This is a genomic window from Micromonospora sp. NBC_01638, from assembly GCF_045209745.1.
Taxonomy (GTDB): Bacteria; Actinomycetota; Actinomycetes; order Mycobacteriales; family Micromonosporaceae; genus Micromonospora.
On the sequence record NZ_CP109273.1, the window covers coordinates 944,330 to 959,466 of the forward strand.

Genomic DNA, 15,137 nt, shown 5'->3' on the forward strand with positions numbered 1-15,137 from the left:
AGCCGGCAAATCGGTCGCCGAACCGCCCGAGACGCGGGCCTGCGCGACGGTGCCGATTCCCACGCCGGGCAGGGTACGGTCGGTTGATGGGTGATCCCGACCGACGACGGCGACGGCTGCGCCACCACCCCGACCCCGAGCCGGCCGGGCGGGGCGCCGACGGCCCGGTGGCCAGCACCGCAGGCGTGCATGACGGTGACGACCCGCCGCCGCGCCGCAGGAGCCCCGGCGGCGACGAGCGTGACAGCGAGCGGGGGCTGCGCGGGTTGATCGGTTCCGGCTCGTCCCAGGTGGGGCTGAGCGCCGCGCTGCGGGCCCGGGACGCGGCCCGACCCAGCGAGGACGACCTGGCCGAGGCGGAGGCCCGGGTGGTGGTCGTCCGACGTAACTGGGTGCCCCGCGAGGAGCTGCCCCGCTCGCCGCGCTGATCGAAAGCTGGGTCAGGGCAGGTCGGGCAGCTGCCGGGTCCGCTCGTACTCGGCCACCTGGGTGATCCGACGGGCATGCCGCTCGTTGCCGGAGAACGGCGTGTTCAGGAACGCCTCGACGATGGCGGTGGCCTCGTCCAGCGTGTGCTGGCGGGCGCCGACCGCGACCACGTTCGCGTCGTTGTGCTGGCGGGCCAGCTGAGCGGTCTCCACGTTCCAGGCCAGCGCGGCGCGAACCCCGGCGACCTTGTTCGCGGCGATCTGCTCACCGTTGCCGGACCCACCGATGACCACCCCGAGGCCCGTCCCGTCGGCCACCACCAGGTCGCCGGTGTGCAGGCAGAACGTCGGGTAGTCGTCGTCCGGGTCGTAGCTTCGCGGCCCGACGTCGACCACCTCGTACCCCTGCATGGCCAGGTGGTTGGCCAGGTGCACCTTCAACTCGAAACCGGCGTGATCGGATCCCAGGTAGACGCGCATACCGGGCAGTCTGTCAGGCCGCGCTCGAGGACGTCGCAGGGGCGGCGTCCCCGAGCCGGGTTCGTCACACGGTCGTGGGTGCGGCCGCTCAGCGCGGCAGCTCAGCGACGACCAGACCGCCACGCGCCTTCGGGGTGAACCAGGTGCTCTTGCGGGGCATCTTCTCCCGGGCCAGGTTCACCGCGACGAAGTCCGACACGGTCACCGGCGCGATCAGAATCGCCAGCTCGGCCCGACCGGCGTCGACCTCACCGGTGAGCCAGCTCGCCGGGTAGTCACCGCCGACGTACGTGATCCGCTTGTCGCCCGGGTCCAGCCCGAGCGCGTCGCGCAGCAGCAGCCGCTCGACCAGGGCGTGGTCCAGGTTTTCCAGGCGGCCGGAGTCCGTGGCGGGCAGGCGCACCGCGTACCCCTGGCCGTCGAGGCGGAGGTGCACGGAGCCGCCGGCCGCCGGGACCTCGACCGGCCCGTCGATCGGCTCGACCTCGGCGCCCGCTGCCCGCAGCCGGTCGAGCAGCTCGGCCGGTGTGGTGGTCAGCTCGCTGACCAGCCGGTTGTACGGCTGGATGGCCACCGACGCGGGCGTGGTGACCACGGCCAGGAAGCGCGACAGCCCGCCGGTCTGTGCGGCCAGGCTGCGGTGGTTGCCGTCAGCGACGACCAGATCCCCGCCACCGGCGAGGGCGGTCAGCGCGGCCTGCTCCGGGCCTGGGCCGACCAGCCAGATGGCGTGTGTGCGCCCCGCCTGGTCGGTGTCCGTTGCGGCGGGCGCGCCGGCCGTGTCGGTCGCCGCCGCGAGCGCGGCGTGCAGCTCGTCGCCACGCCCGGTCTGCAGCAGGAGTACGGGTGAGAGCAGGTGGCCCAACGCCTCGGCCAGCGCAACCCGCTCGCGCACCTTGGCGATGAAGACGTCCTCGTTGCGGATGACCAAGCCCGGCTCGTCGGCCCGGGTGGAGATCTGGTCGGTGTCCACCATCGCGAACAGCCCGTACGCCGGCTCCTCACCGGGCGCGCTGATCCGGTAGAGCACCACCACCTGCTCGGCGGGGGTGTAGCTGCCGTCGGCCTTGGCTTCGGCCAACCGGGCCACCGCGTCCGGCAGCGCGTCGAGGAACGATTTGCCCAGGCTCTGCGGGGCGCGATGCGGCATCTCGATGCCGAGGGCACTGTGCGGATTCGACTCGATGATCGCAGTGATCTCCGCGTCGTCGGCGAACTCGTCGTAGTTTTGCGCGCCGGTGCCACCAGTGGTGACCCAGGCCCGGGAGATCGGATGCACGACCGTCATGCCCACTGACGCTACCGGCGACGGTGCCGCCGCCGACGGGGACCCGCGGGGCGTCCACCAGATGAAAGCGCTGAACCGGGCGGAGTGCTCAGCCGGCGCGGCCGGATGTGCCCCGACGGTGCCGGCCTGCGGATGCCGGCCCGCCGTTGCCCCGTCGGCCAGTCGCGGCCGGGCCGGTGGGCGCCGTGCGGCGAGGTGACGCGGGCGGCCCCGGCACGGGACGTTCGGGGGGCGGCGACGGCACGGGCCGCGGGTTCAACGGCGGTGTCGGCACCGGACGCGGGGCGGCGGGTGCCGGCGGAGGCGGCGCGGGTTCGGCCGGTGCCGCCGCCGAGGGCGCGAGTTCGACAGGTGCCGGCGCGGGTTCCGCCGATGCCGCCGGCGCGGGCAGATCCGGAGCGGGGGTCGGGAGATCGACCGGCACGGTGTCGACGGCCGACGGCAGTGGGTCGGCCGACACGGGCGGGGTGAGCCGGGAGGTCACCGGCACCCGGGCCACGCCCACCACGATGGGCGGGGCGAGCAGGTCCACCAGGTGGGCGGGTAGATCCGGGCGGACCGTCGGCCAGCGGAAGTCGTCGACGGACCAGTAGGCCGCGCCGGGAGTCTCGATCACCCCCTGCCGGGTCAGCTGATCGTCACCGGACGCACGGTGCTTGGCCATCGGGATTGCCTCCACGAACTGCGGGGTGCGGCCCTGCGGGTCGCTGCGGCGGACACCGAGGGAAACGACGCCGCCCGCCCACCGGTGACGCCACGACCGCCCTCCGACCCGCAGCCGCACTCGGCGTCCGACCTGACGCGCCCCCGCGCGGGGCAGCCGATGCAGTCCGGACGGGGGCGCGTGGTGGTCGTGGATCAGTCGAAGATCGGGCCCTGCTCACGGGTGCGCTTGAGCTCGTAGAAGCCCGGGGTTCCGGCGACCAGCAGTACGCCGTCCCAGAGTCGACCGGCGGCCTCCCCCTTCGGAGCCGGGGTGATCACCGGGCCGAAGAACGCGACCGGGCTGCCGTCCGGGCCGGGCGCGTGGACGACCGGGGTGCCGACGTCCTGCCCGACCGGGCGCATGCCAGCCTCGTGGCTGGCGCGCAGCGCCTCGTCGTAGTCGGTGCTGTCCGCGGCCGCGGCCAGCGCCGGGTCTAGGCCTGCGTCGGTCAGCGCGGCGACGTAGAGCTCTTGACCCCGCTCCTCCTTGCCGAGGTGGATCCGGGTGCCGAGCGCGGTGTAGAGCGGGCGCAGGACGTCGCCGCCGTACCGCTGCTCGGCGGCGATGCAGATCCGCACCGGGCCCCAGGCGGTACGCAGGAACGTCCGGTATTCCTCGGGCAGGTCGTCCCGGCCCTCGTTGAGCACGGCCAGGCTCATCACGTGGAAGCGGATGTCCACGTCACGGACCTGCTCGACCTCCAACAGCCAGCGGGACGTGATCCACGCCCACGGGCACGCCGGGTCGAACCACATGTCGGCGGTGACACGATCAGTCACGGTGAGGTCCCTTCGCGACGGGTGGCGCCGGCAGTCCGGCGTCACAGGAGAATCTTTACCCCGCAGCACATCGACCGGCACCCGAATGAGAGCGTGACCTCGGCCACCGCAGGCTGCCCGTACGTGGAAGACTCGAATCGGGCTGGCCGTCACGAGCGGTTGGCGAACGGGCGCCGCCGGGCGTACGGCGAAATGTGGGATGGAGACTAAAAGTGCCGGGAGTGCGCAACCTGACGCAGGTCGAGGCGACCGAGCGGGCCCGCCTGCTCAACGTGACGGGGTACGACATCAGTCTGGACCTGTCGACCGCCGTGCTGGCGGGTGACGGCCGCACGTTCCGGTCGACGACCGAGGTCCGCTTCCGCTGCGCCGAGCCGGGCGCGAGCACGTTCATCGAGCTGGCCGCCGAGTCGGTGCGCTCCGCGACGCTGAACGGCACACCGGTCGACCTCTCCGACTGGTCGGCCGAGAAGGGCCTGATCCTGTCCGACCTGGACAGCGACAACACCCTGGTGGTCGACGCCGACTTCGGTTACTCCAACAGCGGTCAGGGACTGCACCGCACGGTCGACCCGGTGGACGGCGAGACGTACCTCTACAGCCAGTTCGAGACGGCCGACGCACAGCGGGTGTTCGCCTGCTTTGACCAGCCCGACCTGAAGAGCGTCTACACCTGGCACGCCACCGTGCCGGCGCACTGGCGGGCGGTGTCCAACATGCCCGTGCAGCGGGAGGAGCCGGCGGGTGAGGGGCTCAAGACGCTGCACTTCACCGAGTCGCCCCGGATGAGCACCTACATCACGGCGATGTGCGCCGGGCCGTACCACGAGGTGCGCGACAGTCACGACGGCATCGAGCTGGGGGTGTTCTGCCGGGCGTCGATGGCGCGGTATCTGGACTCCGACGACCTGTTCCTGATCACCAAGCAGGGCTTCGACTTCTTCCACGAAAAGTTCGGCGTGCGCTACCCGCTGCCAAAGTACGATCAGCTCTGGGTGCCCGACTTCAACGCCGGCGCGATGGAGAACTTCGGCTGTGTGACGCACGCCGAGTCGCACTACCTGTTCCGCTCGCAGGTCACCGACTTCGAGTACGAGCAGCGGGCCAACACGATCCTGCACGAGATGGCCCACATGTGGTTCGGCGACCTGGTCACCATGCGCTGGTGGAACGACCTCTGGCTGAACGAGTCGTTCGCCGAGTGGGCAAGCCACTGGTGCAACACCCACGCGACCCGGTTCAACGAGGCGTGGACGACGTTCCTGTCCATTCGGAAGAATTGGGGCTACCGGCAGGACCAGCTCTCCTCCACCCACCCGGTCTACACCGAGATGCCGGACATGGAGGCCGTCGAGGTCAACTTCGACGGCATCACCTACGCCAAGGGTGCGAGTGTGCTCAAGCAGCTCGTCGCGTACGTGGGCGAGGAGCCGTTCGTGGCTGGGCTGCGGGCATACTTCGGCAAGCACGCCTGGGGCAACGCCACCTTCGACGACCTGCTCACCGAGCTGGAGGCCGCGTCCGGCCGGGAGCTGCGCAAGTTCGCCGCGCAGTGGCTGGAGACCGCGCAGGTCAACACGCTGCGGCCGGAGGTGACGATCGGCGCGGACGGGACGTACGAGCAGGTGGTGGTGCGGCAGGAGGCGCCAGCGGCGTACCCGACGCTGCGGACGCACCGGATCGGCGTGGGCCTGTACGACCGCACCGACGGGCGGCTGGTCCGTCGTGAGCGGCACGAGGTGGACGTGACCGGCGAGCGGACGGACCTCGCCGAGCTGCGCGGCGTCCGGGCGGCCGACGTGCTGCTGCTCAACGACGACGACCTGAGCTACACCAAGCTGCGCCTCGACGACCGCTCGATGGTGACCGTGGTGCAGCACATCGGCGGCTTCGAGTCGTCGCTGGCGCGGGCACTGTGCTGGACCGCGGCATGGGACATGATCCGCGACGCCGAGCTGTCGGCCCGTGACTACGTTGCGTTGGTGCTGGCCGGGCTGCCCGCGGAGACCGACATCAACCTGGTCACCGCGACCCTGCGGCAGGCGACCACCGCGATCACCCTCTACGCCGACCCGGCGTGGGCGCCGACCGGCTGGGCCGACCTGGCCCGTACCGCCCGTGACGCGCTCGCCGCCGCCGAGCCGGGCAGCGGGTTCCAGCTGGCCTGGGCCCGCGCGTACACCTCGGCGGCCCGCTCCGAGGAGGACCTGGCCACGCTGCGCGGCTGGCTGGACGGCACCGGCATACCGGCCGGGTTGACCGTGGACACCGAGCTGCGCTGGTCGGTCCTCGGGGCGCTGGTGGCCAACGGCGCGGCCGGTGCCGCCGAGATCGAGGCCGAGCTGGCCGGCGACCGCACCGCCAGCGGCGAACGGGAGGCCGCGTACGCGCACGCACTGGTGCCGACGGCCGAGAACAAGGCAGCCGTGTGGGCGCTGCTCACCGGCGCGGAAACGCTGCCCAACTGGCGCCACCGGGCGCTGTTGCAGGGCTTCGCCCACCCGGCGCAGGTGGAGCTGGTCGCCCCGTACCGGGAGCGGTATTTCACGGCGGTGGGCCAGGTGTGGGCCACCCGGGACAGCGAGCCGGCGCAGGAGTTCGCCCAGCTGGCATACCCGATCTATCTGGTGGAGGACGACACGGTGGCGGCCACCGACGCGTGGCTGGCCGGTGACGGGCACCCCACCCCACTGCGCCGGCTTGTCGCCGAGGGCCGCGACGGCGTGGTGCGGGCGCTCAGGGCCCGCGCGAAGGACGCCCAGCAGAGCTGAGCAGGGAGTACGCGGCCCGGTGCCGGCGTGGGCGCGGGTCCTCGCCGGCCCCGGGCCATTATGGTTGCGGAAGGAGGTGGACGTGATGGCACAGCCGACCTACCAGTGGCAGCCCCCGGAGCGGGGCTGGCGCGAGCAGGACCTGTCCGACCTGCCAGAGGATGGGAACCGCTACGAGATCATCGACGGGAGCTTGCACGTGACCCCACCGGCCGACGACGATCACCACGAACTGGCCGACAGCATCCGGACGGCCATGGGGGCTGCGGCACCAGATGGGTGGCGGATTATTCGTGAGATCGGGCTACGGCTGCCGTCGGGCAATCTGATCCCAGACGTGACGGTGCTGAAGCCAAACACCCCACGTGGTGTGCGTTGGCATCAACCGGAGGGCGTTAGTCTCGTTGTCGAGGTGGAGTCGCCGACGAGCCGCCGACATGACCGCTTCACCAAACCCGGTCTCTACGCCGAAGCAGGCATTCCGCACTACTGGCGCGTGGAGCGAGGCGACTTCGGCCCGGTTGTCTACCGCTACCGCCTCATCAAGGACGTGCACTACGACCTGGTCGGCACCATCGGTCCGGACGACGCGGTGAGGGTGGACGAGCCGTGGCCGATGAGGTTGGACCCGAGCGCCTGGCCGCGCTGAGGCAGCCCCAACACACCGAAGCCCGGCCCGCTTTCCAGCGAGCCGGGCTTCGTCGATATGAGGAAGGGCTCAGCCCTTGCCGGCGTGGCTGGCGAGCTGGTCGAGGCCGTTGATGATGCCGCCGGCCAGATCGCCGCCGCTGAATGCGCCGGCCATGGAGAGCGCGGCCAGCCTGGCGTACGTGTCGGGGATGCGCTTGCGGGCGTACCGCCCGGTGACGATCTCCAGCTGACGCTGGTTGGGTGACACGGCGATCAGCACCGACTTGTCGGGGTCGGCGAGCTGGCGGTGCAGCCGCTGGGCGTGCTCACGGATGTGCTCGTCCAGACCGCCGACGAAGACCGAGAAGACCAGGCCGGTGCCCTGGTCGGCCAGGCGCAACGCCTCGTCGATGCGCAGCAGCTGGCGGGTTGAGAACGGCCCGTCCAGCACCTCGGGCGGTTTCGCCGGCCCGGCCTGCTTCTCACCAACGGTCACTTGCGCCTCCGGTTCCACCGGCCGGCGTCTCGACGCTGGCCTGCTCAAGCTTGTGGCTGGTCAGCGCGGGCGCCTGCGCCCCCGCCGTCAGCGCGGTGCCGGCCGAGTCGGCCAGCTGCTCCGGGCGGCCCAGGAACCAGACCGGAGTGAAGTCGAAGGGCCGGCCCGGCCGGTAGCGCTTGGCACCACCGCCACCGCCGGTGGCGCCACCACGGCTACCGGTGTACGACAGGCCGGCGATGACCAGCACCGCGGCCAACGGGATGCCGACGAAGACCAGCAACGTCTCGGTAACAGACAATCCCAACGCCCCCAGGCGGAAGAAGGACGACCTTGAACAACCGGGTCGGGTGGACGATCATGATGCCGAGCGCCCGACTCCGTCGCCATTCACGTTAGCGGAGTCAGCGGCCCGCCAGATTGCGGGGTGCCGATCCCATCCGTCACTGGAGTTTTCCAGTTGCGCAGCAGTCGCGATGAGCCGCGCGTCGGCGCCGTACCGGCCGGTGAGCAGCACCCCGACGGGTAGCCCGTCGGTCGTGGTGCCCAGCGGCAGGGAAACGGAGGGATCGCCGGTGACGTTGAAGATGGCGCAGTAGGGCGAGAACCGGCGTTGCCGGTCGAAGTCGGCCGCCGGGTCACCGTCGGCGGTGAACCAGCCGACGGGCGCCTGCGGGGCGGCCAGGGTGGGACAGAGCAGCAGATCGACCCCGGCGGTGCGGTGGGCGCCGAGGCGGACCTGCGCCTGCAACTCCCCGAGAGTGGCGGCCAGGGTGCCGGCGGAGATCTCGGCGCCCCGGGCCCGCAGCAGCCGGGTCAGCGGCAGCAGCTCCGCCTCCCGCTGTGGCGGCACCGGGGCGAGCGCCAGCACGTACCAGAGGATTTCGAACAGCGGCCAGGCCGCCGGCCCGAGCGGCGGTGGCACCTCGACCACCTCGTGGCCGGCTGCGGTGAGCAGCGCGGCGGCCCGGTCCACGGCGGCCACGCAGTCGGGGTGCACCGGCTCGTCGACGAGCATCGGCGTGGTGAACCGGCCGACCCGCAGCGGGCCGGGCTCGGCCCGGCGCGCGGCGGCAAGGTAGCCGCCGGGCGGCGCGAGCGGTGGCAGGTAGGGCTCGCCGGGGACCGGGACGGCCATGACGTCGAGCAGCGCGGCGACGTCGGTGACGGTCCGCCCGAGCGGGCCGCTGGTGGGCAGACCGAACGCGCCGGAGCCGAGCGGGCCGCCGGAGACCAGGCCGCGGCTGGGCTTGTAGCCGACGAGGCCGCAGAGCGACGCCGGGATGCGCAGTGAGCCGCCGCCATCGGACCCCTGGGCGACCGGGACCAGCCCGGCCGCGACCGCCGCCGCCGCGCCGCCGCTGGACCCGCCCGCGGTGTACGCCAGCTGCCACGGATTGCGGGCCGGGGGCGCGACCCGGCCCTCCGAGTAGAGCGAGCAGCCCAACTCGGAGGTGGTCGTCTTGCCCAGGCTGACCAGGCCGGCGGCCTTGATGAACCGGACCACGTCGGCGTCGACCGGCGGGACGAAGTCGATGAAGGCGGCCGAACCGAAGGTGGTGCGGACCCCGGCGGTGAGCGTCAGGTCCTTGATCGCGGTCGGTACGCCGTGCAGTGGACCGCGCTCCCCGACGGGCACGGCGTCGGCTGCGCGTGCGGCTTCTCGGGCCAGGTCCGGCGTGACCGTGACGAATGCCCCCACGGTGTCACCGATGGCTGCCACCCGGCGCAGGTGGTGCTCGACCAGGTCGACGCTGGACAGCTCGCCGCGTGCGATCGCGGCGGCCTGCTCCAACGCGGTCAGGTCGTGCGGCTCGGCCATCCCGTCATCCTGCCGGCCGCCCAGCCCTCGGCGCACTCGACACGCGCCGACGACCGGAAACGGACCAACCGGACGTCCGAGAAAGCCTGCCCGGAGCACGACCCGCGCGCTCGGCCTACCTACCCACAGATCTTGGACAGTTTCCGTTCGACGCGAACGGAAACTGTCCAAGATCTGCTCATGCCCGGCGGCGCGACGCCCGCGACAGGGCGGGCGCGATTAGCCGTGCAGGAAGCGCAGGGCGTTGGCGGACAGGAGCTTGGCGCGCTGGTCGTCGGTGAGGAAGTCGGCGTCGTGAACGACCGCGCCGGCCGGGCGTTCGCCCAGCGGGTACGGGTAGTCGCTGCCGACCAGCACCCGGTCCTCCCCCATGGTGTCGACCAGCAGCCGCAGCGCGGGCGGCGCGAAGACCACCGAGTCGACGCTGAACCGGTCGAGGTAGCTGCTGGGCGGGCCGGCGGACGCCCCACGGACCAGGTCGCCGCGGCGGTGCCAGGCGTTGTCGGCGCGGCCGAGCCAGAACGGGAAGCTGCCGCCGCCATGCGCGAAGCAGATCCGCAGCGTTTCCGGCACCCGGTCGAAGACGCCGCCCAGGATCATCGCCAGCACCGACAGGTGCGTCTCGGCGGGCATCCCGGTGAGCCAGCGGGCCATCCACCGGTCCAGCCGCGGACCGCCCGGCATGTCCCATGGATGGACGAAGACCGGCGCACCCACCTCGGCGCAGTGCTGGAGGAAGGTGACCACGCTGGCGTCGTCCAGGTCCCGGTCGCCGACGTGGTTGCCGATCTCCACGCCGACGTGCCCGGCGGCCAGGCTGCGGTCCAGTTCGGCGCAGGCTGCGTCCGGGTCCTGCAGGGGCACCTGGCAGAACGGCACCAGTCGGTCACCACCGGCCGCGGTGACCTCCAGGGCCAGGTCGTTGAAGATCCGGGCGACCTTCACCGCCTGGTCGGCCGGGCGTTCGTAGCTGAAGAAGACCGGCGTGGGCGAGACCACCTGCACGGCCACGCCGTCGGCGTCCATGTCGGCCAGTCGTCGTGACGCGTCCCAGCACTCGGCGCCGATCGGTCGAAACTCCGTCTCCGCCACCATGATCATGGCGGCGCGCTCGGAGTCGACCCGCAGCCACGGCCAGCCGGACCCACCGCACGCCGCGCCGAGATCCGGCCACCCCTTCGGTACGACGTGCGTGTGCACGTCGACCACACCTGCCGGCATCAGCCCCTGCCCGGGTGCAGGGTGCCGCAGTTGGCGCAGGTGCGGGCCTGCTCGTCGGCGTAGAACGCCTGGAACACCGGCGGCAGATCGGCGGCGATGTCGCGGACCTGCAACTCGACCTCGTGGACCTTGCTGCCGCACTCGGGGCAGTACCACTGGAACGTCTCCAGCGTGCCCTCCTCGCGGACCCGCTCGACGACCACACCGATCGAGCCGGCCTCCGGCCGCTGCGGCGAGTGCGGGGTGTTGCGCGGCAGCATCCACATCTGCCCCTCGCGCACGTGCACCGTACGCGGCCCCTCCGGGGTCATCAGGTTGATGTGCATGTTGCCCTTGACCTGGTAGAAGAACTCCTCGTACGGGTCCACGTGGAAGTCGGTGCGCTGGTTGGGCCCGCCCACGACCATCACGATGAAGTCGTCCCCGCCCGGGAACATCTCCTTGTTGCCCACCGGCGGCTTCAACAGGTGCTGGTTGTCCGCGATCCAGCCCGGAAAGCTGAACGGTTCGGCGATCTCACTCACGACTGACCTCCCGAGGGAAGAAGGGCCACGGCCTGGATCTCGATGAGCAGGTGCGGGTGCGGCAACTGGTGCACGGCCACCGTCGTGCGGGTCGGCCCCGACGCGTCGAAGAACTCCGCCCACACCTCGTTGTAGCCACCGAAGTCATTCATGTTGACCAGGTACGACGTCACCTGCACCAGGTCGGCGAGGTCCGCGCCGACCGAACGCAGCAGGTCCCGCACGTTCTCGATGACCGCCCGCGTCTGTACCCGGATGTCGAGGTTCGTCGTACCGAACTCGTCGACCGACACACCCGCGAAGCTGTTGTCCGGCCGCCGCGACGACGTACCGGAGACGAAGACGAACCCACCTGCGACCTTGACGTGCGGGAACGCCCCCCGCGGAACGGCCTTCCCGGGCACCACCCGCGCGGTCATGACGAGGCCCGCAGCGAGGCCGTGCCGAGCTTCTCCACGACCGCACGGACATGGACGCCAGGACGAAGCGGGACAGCCGCGGTGGCGGCGCCGGCCAGGAAGACCCAGCCGGCCTGCAACCGCACCCCGTGCCGGCCGGCCAGCCGGATGCCCTCGTCGAGGGCCCGACGCGGATCGCCGAGGATCGCCGCCGTCGAGCCGACCTGCGCGACCCGCCCGTCGACCTCCAGCAGCACGCCCAGGTTGTCCAGACCCGCCGGCACCGCCGACCACGGCCCGATCACGAACGCGGCGGCCGAGGTGTTGTCGGCGATCACGTCCGGCAGCGAGAAACGGAAGTCGGCGTACCGGGAGTCGATCAGCTCGATGGCCGGGGCGACCGCGCGGACCGCGCTGGCGAAGTCACCGACCGGTTCACCCGGCTCGGGCAGGCGGTCCAGCAGGAACGCCACCTCCGGTTCGACCCGGGGATGGATGTACGCGGCCGGGTCCACCACGCCGCCGTCGGGCACCCGCATCGCGTCGGTGAGCCGCCCCCAGATCACCTCGTCCACGCCGACCTGGACCATCTTCGCCCTGCTGGTCAGCCCCATCTTCAGCCCGACCAGCCGCTCACCGCGTTCCAGCCGGCGCTGCACGAGCGCGGCCTGCACGCCGTACGCGGTCGGCACGTCGAGCCCCACCTCGGCGGCGAGTTGCGGGATCGCTGTGGCGGTGTCGGCGGCCTCGCCGAGTTTCGCCGCGACGCCCAGGGTGTCCACGCCGATCATGATTGCTCCTTACCGGCCAGGTCCAGTGCCACGTCCACGATCATGTCCTCCTGGCCGCCGACCATCCGGCGGCGACCCAACTCGACCAGGATCGACCGGACGTCCACGCCGTAGCGCTCCGAGGCCCGCTCGGCGTGCCGCAGGAAGCTGGAGTAGACCCCCGCGTACCCCAGGGAGAGGGTCTCCCGGTCCACCTGGACCGGCCGGTCCTGCAGGGGGCGGACGATGTCGTCGGCGGCGTCCATCAGCGCGAACACGTCGCAACCGTGCCGCCAGCCGTGCAGCTCGGCGACGGCGACGAAGACCTCCAGCGGCGCGTTGCCGGCACCCGCGCCCATGCCGGCGAGGGAGGCGTCGACGCGGACGGTCCGGCCGTGGGGTGCGTCGGAGCCGGCCGGGCCGGACCCGGTGACCCGGCCGTGCTCGACGGCGAGCACGCTGTTGGCCACCCCGAGCGACAGGTTGTGGTGGGCGTGGATGCCGATCTGCGTCTCCGGGGCGAGGACCTGCCGGTACGCGTCGACCCGCTGCGCCACGTCGGACATCAGCAGCCGACCGCCGGAGTCGGTGACGTAGACGCAGTGCGCCCCGTACGACTCCATGAGCTTGGCCTGCCCGGCGAGCCCGGCCGCGTCATTCATATGCGACATCATCAGGAACCCGGCCACGTCCATGCCGTTCTCCCTGGCCCAGGAGATGTGCTGGGCGGAGATGTCCGCCTCGGTGCAGTGGGTGGCGATCCGGACGCTGGTCACGCCGAGCGCCTTCGCGGCCTTCAGGTCGGCGATCGTGCCGATGCCCGGCAGCAGCAGGGTGGTCAGCTTCGCCATGGTCAGCACCTCGGCAGCCGCCGCGATCCACTCGGCGTCGCTGGCGGCACCGTGGCCGTAGTTGACGCTGGAACCGGCGAGCCCGTCACCGTGCGCCACCTCGATCGCGGCCACACCGGCGGTGTCCAGCGCGGCGGCGATGGTGCGTACCTGCTCGACGGTGTACTGGTGGGCGATGGCGTGCATGCCGTCGCGCAGCGTCACGTCCTGGATGTACAGGTCGGTCATCGCGCGGCCACCTCCGAGGAGCGCAGGGCCACCAGCCGCTCGGCGGTGCGCAGCGCGGCGGAGGTCATGATGTCCAGGTTGCCGGCGTACGCCGGCAGGTAGTGCCCAGCCCCGGAGACCTCCAGGAAGACCGAGACCTGCAACGCGGTGAGCTGCCGCCCGAGCGTCGGCAGGTACGCCTGCACCCGCTCGAACTGCACGTCCTGCTTGAGCCGGTAGCCGGGGACGTACTCCTGGACCGTCGCCACCATGTCCGCCACCGAGGCGGCGATGGCCTCGGTGTCGGCGTCGGCGTCCGGGCAGAGGCAGTAGACGGTGTCCCGCATGAGCAGCGGCGGGTCCGCCGGGTTCAGCACGATGATCGCCTTGCCCCGCTCGGCGCCGCCGACCACCTCGATGGCGCGGGCCGTGGTCTCGGTGAACTCGTCGATGTTGGCCCGGGTGCCCGGCCCTGCCGACCTCGACGCGATCGAGGCGACGATCTCCCCGTACGCCACCGGGGTGATCCGCCGGACGGCGGCGACGATCGGCACCGTCGCCTGCCCGCCGCAGGTCACCATGTTGACGTTCGGCTCGTGCAGGTGCTCGTCGAGGTTGACCGGCGGCACCACGTAGGGGCCGACCGCGGCCGGGGTCAGGTCGACGAGCGTGCGGCCGTGTGCGCGCAGCACCTCGTCGTGGCGCCGGTGCGCGCCGGCCGAGGTGGCGTCGAAGACCAGCTCGACGTCGGCGAACTCGGGCATCGCGACAAGTCCGTCCACGCCGTCGGCGGTGGTGGCCACGCCGAGCCGGCGGGCCCGGGCCAGGCCGTCGGAGGCCGGGTCGATACCGGCCATCGCCACCATCCGCAGGCTGTCACTCAGCCGCAACACCTTGATCATCAGGTCGGTGCCGATGTTGCCGGAACCGAGCACCGCCACTCCGGTCACTTGTCGCCCCCCTTACTGAAACAGGTTCGCACCGAGCCGAGCCCGGAGATTCGCGCCTCGTACGCGGCCCCGGGGGTGACCGGCACCATCGGGCCGAGCGCACCGGAGAGCACCACGTCCCCGGCGCGCAGCGGGTCACCGGCGCGGGCGAGGGTGTCGGCCAGCCACTGCAGGGCGTGCAGCGGGTTGCCCAGGCAGGCGGCGCCTGCGCCCACCGAGACCGGCTCACCGGCGTGCTCCAGCACCATCCCGCACAGCCGCAGGTCGATGTCGGCGAGCCGGCGCGGCGTGGTGCCGAGCACGAAGAGCCCGCTGGAGGCGTTGTCGGCGACGGTGTCCACGATGGAGATGTCCCAGCCGGCGATCCGCGAGTCGACGATCTCGATCGCCGGCAGCACGTGGTCGACCGCGCGGATCAGGTCGACCGTCGTGACCTGCGGGTTCGGGAGATCCTTGGCGAGCACGAACGCGATCTCCGCCTCGACCCGCGGTTGGAGCAGCCGGTCGATGGCCACCTCGACGCCGTCGCCGACCGCCATGGCGTCGGTCAGCATGCCGAAGTCAGGTTGGAACACCCCGAAGGTCTCCTGCACCGCCCGGGAGGTCAGCCCGATCTTCGCGCCGACCCGACGTTCGCCGCGGCCCTGCCAGGCCCGCGCCTGGAGCTGCTGCACACGGTACGCGGACTCGACGTCTCCCTCCGCCAGCAGCCGGCCGCGTAGCGGTGGGCACGGCTTGCCGGTGTGGCGGGCGTCGGCCAACTCCCGGTTGGCGGCCTCGATGTCAGGTTTCATGTCCGCTCCTCGCTGCGGTGCG

Annotated in this window: 17 protein-coding genes; 3 read left to right on the forward strand and 14 right to left on the reverse strand. The window is 71.9% G+C overall.

Annotated features, from left to right (window positions below; translation table 11 throughout):
- The first annotated feature begins 86 nt into the window (after positions 1-86).
- Positions 87-428, forward strand: coding sequence for a hypothetical protein (locus OG811_RS04300; RefSeq protein WP_406072299.1), 342 nt, complete (start codon positions 87-89; stop codon positions 426-428).
- Between the two features lie 12 nt (positions 429-440).
- Here the strand turns inward: OG811_RS04300 and OG811_RS04305 are convergent, their stop codons facing one another.
- The 4 genes from OG811_RS04305 to OG811_RS04320 form a co-directional block, all read right to left on the reverse strand.
- Entirely contained in the window at positions 441-908 is a 468-nt protein-coding gene (locus tag OG811_RS04305) for a ribose-5-phosphate isomerase (RefSeq protein ID WP_406072300.1), read from the reverse strand.
- Between the two features lie 88 nt (positions 909-996).
- The gene (locus tag OG811_RS04310; RefSeq protein WP_406072302.1) at positions 997-2,196 is read right to left on the reverse strand and encodes a DUF1015 family protein; all 1,200 of its coding nucleotides are present in this window, start codon (positions 2,194-2,196) and stop codon (positions 997-999) included.
- 88 nt (positions 2,197-2,284) lie between these two features.
- Positions 2,285-2,860: a hypothetical protein gene (locus OG811_RS04315; RefSeq protein WP_406072303.1), complete on the reverse strand. Its 576-nt coding sequence runs from the start codon at positions 2,858-2,860 to the stop codon at positions 2,285-2,287.
- Between the two features lie 194 nt (positions 2,861-3,054).
- Positions 3,055-3,681 (reverse strand): disulfide bond formation protein DsbA, encoded by a 627-nt coding sequence (locus OG811_RS04320; protein ID WP_406072305.1) that lies wholly within the window; start codon positions 3,679-3,681, stop codon positions 3,055-3,057.
- Positions 3,682-3,902: 221 nt separating this feature from the next.
- On the opposite strand from OG811_RS04320, the gene pepN reads away from it, so the two are divergent.
- Together pepN and OG811_RS04330 are read left to right on the forward strand one after the other, a co-directional pair.
- On the forward strand, positions 3,903-6,452 hold the full coding sequence (gene pepN / locus OG811_RS04325) for an aminopeptidase N (RefSeq protein ID WP_406072307.1): 2,550 nt from the start codon (positions 3,903-3,905) through the stop codon (positions 6,450-6,452).
- Between the two features lie 19 nt (positions 6,453-6,471).
- The gene (locus OG811_RS04330) at positions 6,472-7,101 is read left to right on the forward strand and encodes a Uma2 family endonuclease (RefSeq protein WP_406072309.1); all 630 of its coding nucleotides are present in this window, start codon (positions 6,472-6,474) and stop codon (positions 7,099-7,101) included.
- Positions 7,102-7,170: 69 nt separating this feature from the next.
- On the opposite strand, the gene OG811_RS04335 is transcribed toward OG811_RS04330, so the two are convergent.
- From OG811_RS04335 to OG811_RS04380, 10 genes are all read right to left on the reverse strand, one after another.
- Positions 7,171-7,578, reverse strand: a complete 408-nt coding sequence (locus tag OG811_RS04335) for a DUF5130 family protein (protein ID WP_406072311.1) — start codon at positions 7,576-7,578, stop codon at positions 7,171-7,173.
- Complete coding sequence (locus OG811_RS04340; RefSeq protein ID WP_406075506.1) at positions 7,565-7,861, reverse strand: hypothetical protein; 297 nt, start codon at positions 7,859-7,861, stop codon at positions 7,565-7,567. Before OG811_RS04340 ends, OG811_RS04335 begins: the two co-directional genes overlap by 14 nt.
- Before the next feature lie 75 nt (positions 7,862-7,936).
- Positions 7,937-9,400, reverse strand: coding sequence for an amidase (locus OG811_RS04345; RefSeq protein ID WP_406072312.1), 1,464 nt, complete (start codon positions 9,398-9,400; stop codon positions 7,937-7,939).
- 219 nt (positions 9,401-9,619) lie between these two features.
- Entirely contained in the window at positions 9,620-10,621 is a 1,002-nt protein-coding gene (locus OG811_RS04350; RefSeq protein WP_406072314.1) for an amidohydrolase family protein, read from the reverse strand.
- Positions 10,621-11,145: a 3-hydroxyanthranilate 3,4-dioxygenase gene (locus tag OG811_RS04355; protein WP_406072316.1), complete on the reverse strand. Its 525-nt coding sequence runs from the start codon at positions 11,143-11,145 to the stop codon at positions 10,621-10,623. The genes OG811_RS04350 and OG811_RS04355 overlap by 1 nt, the downstream gene beginning before the upstream one ends.
- The gene (locus OG811_RS04360) at positions 11,142-11,564 is read right to left on the reverse strand and encodes a RidA family protein (protein ID WP_406072317.1); all 423 of its coding nucleotides are present in this window, start codon (positions 11,562-11,564) and stop codon (positions 11,142-11,144) included. Before OG811_RS04360 ends, OG811_RS04355 begins: the two co-directional genes overlap by 4 nt.
- Complete coding sequence (locus tag OG811_RS04365; RefSeq protein WP_406072318.1) at positions 11,561-12,334, reverse strand: 2-keto-4-pentenoate hydratase; 774 nt, start codon at positions 12,332-12,334, stop codon at positions 11,561-11,563. Before OG811_RS04365 ends, OG811_RS04360 begins: the two co-directional genes overlap by 4 nt.
- Complete coding sequence (gene dmpG, locus OG811_RS04370; protein WP_406072319.1) at positions 12,331-13,392, reverse strand: 4-hydroxy-2-oxovalerate aldolase; 1,062 nt, start codon at positions 13,390-13,392, stop codon at positions 12,331-12,333. The genes OG811_RS04365 and dmpG overlap by 4 nt, the downstream gene beginning before the upstream one ends.
- Complete coding sequence (locus OG811_RS04375; RefSeq protein ID WP_406072321.1) at positions 13,389-14,321, reverse strand: acetaldehyde dehydrogenase (acetylating); 933 nt, start codon at positions 14,319-14,321, stop codon at positions 13,389-13,391. The genes dmpG and OG811_RS04375 overlap by 4 nt, the downstream gene beginning before the upstream one ends.
- Entirely contained in the window at positions 14,318-15,115 is a 798-nt protein-coding gene (locus OG811_RS04380) for a 2-keto-4-pentenoate hydratase (protein ID WP_406072322.1), read from the reverse strand. Before OG811_RS04380 ends, OG811_RS04375 begins: the two co-directional genes overlap by 4 nt.
- Between the last annotated feature and the right edge of the window lie 22 nt (positions 15,116-15,137).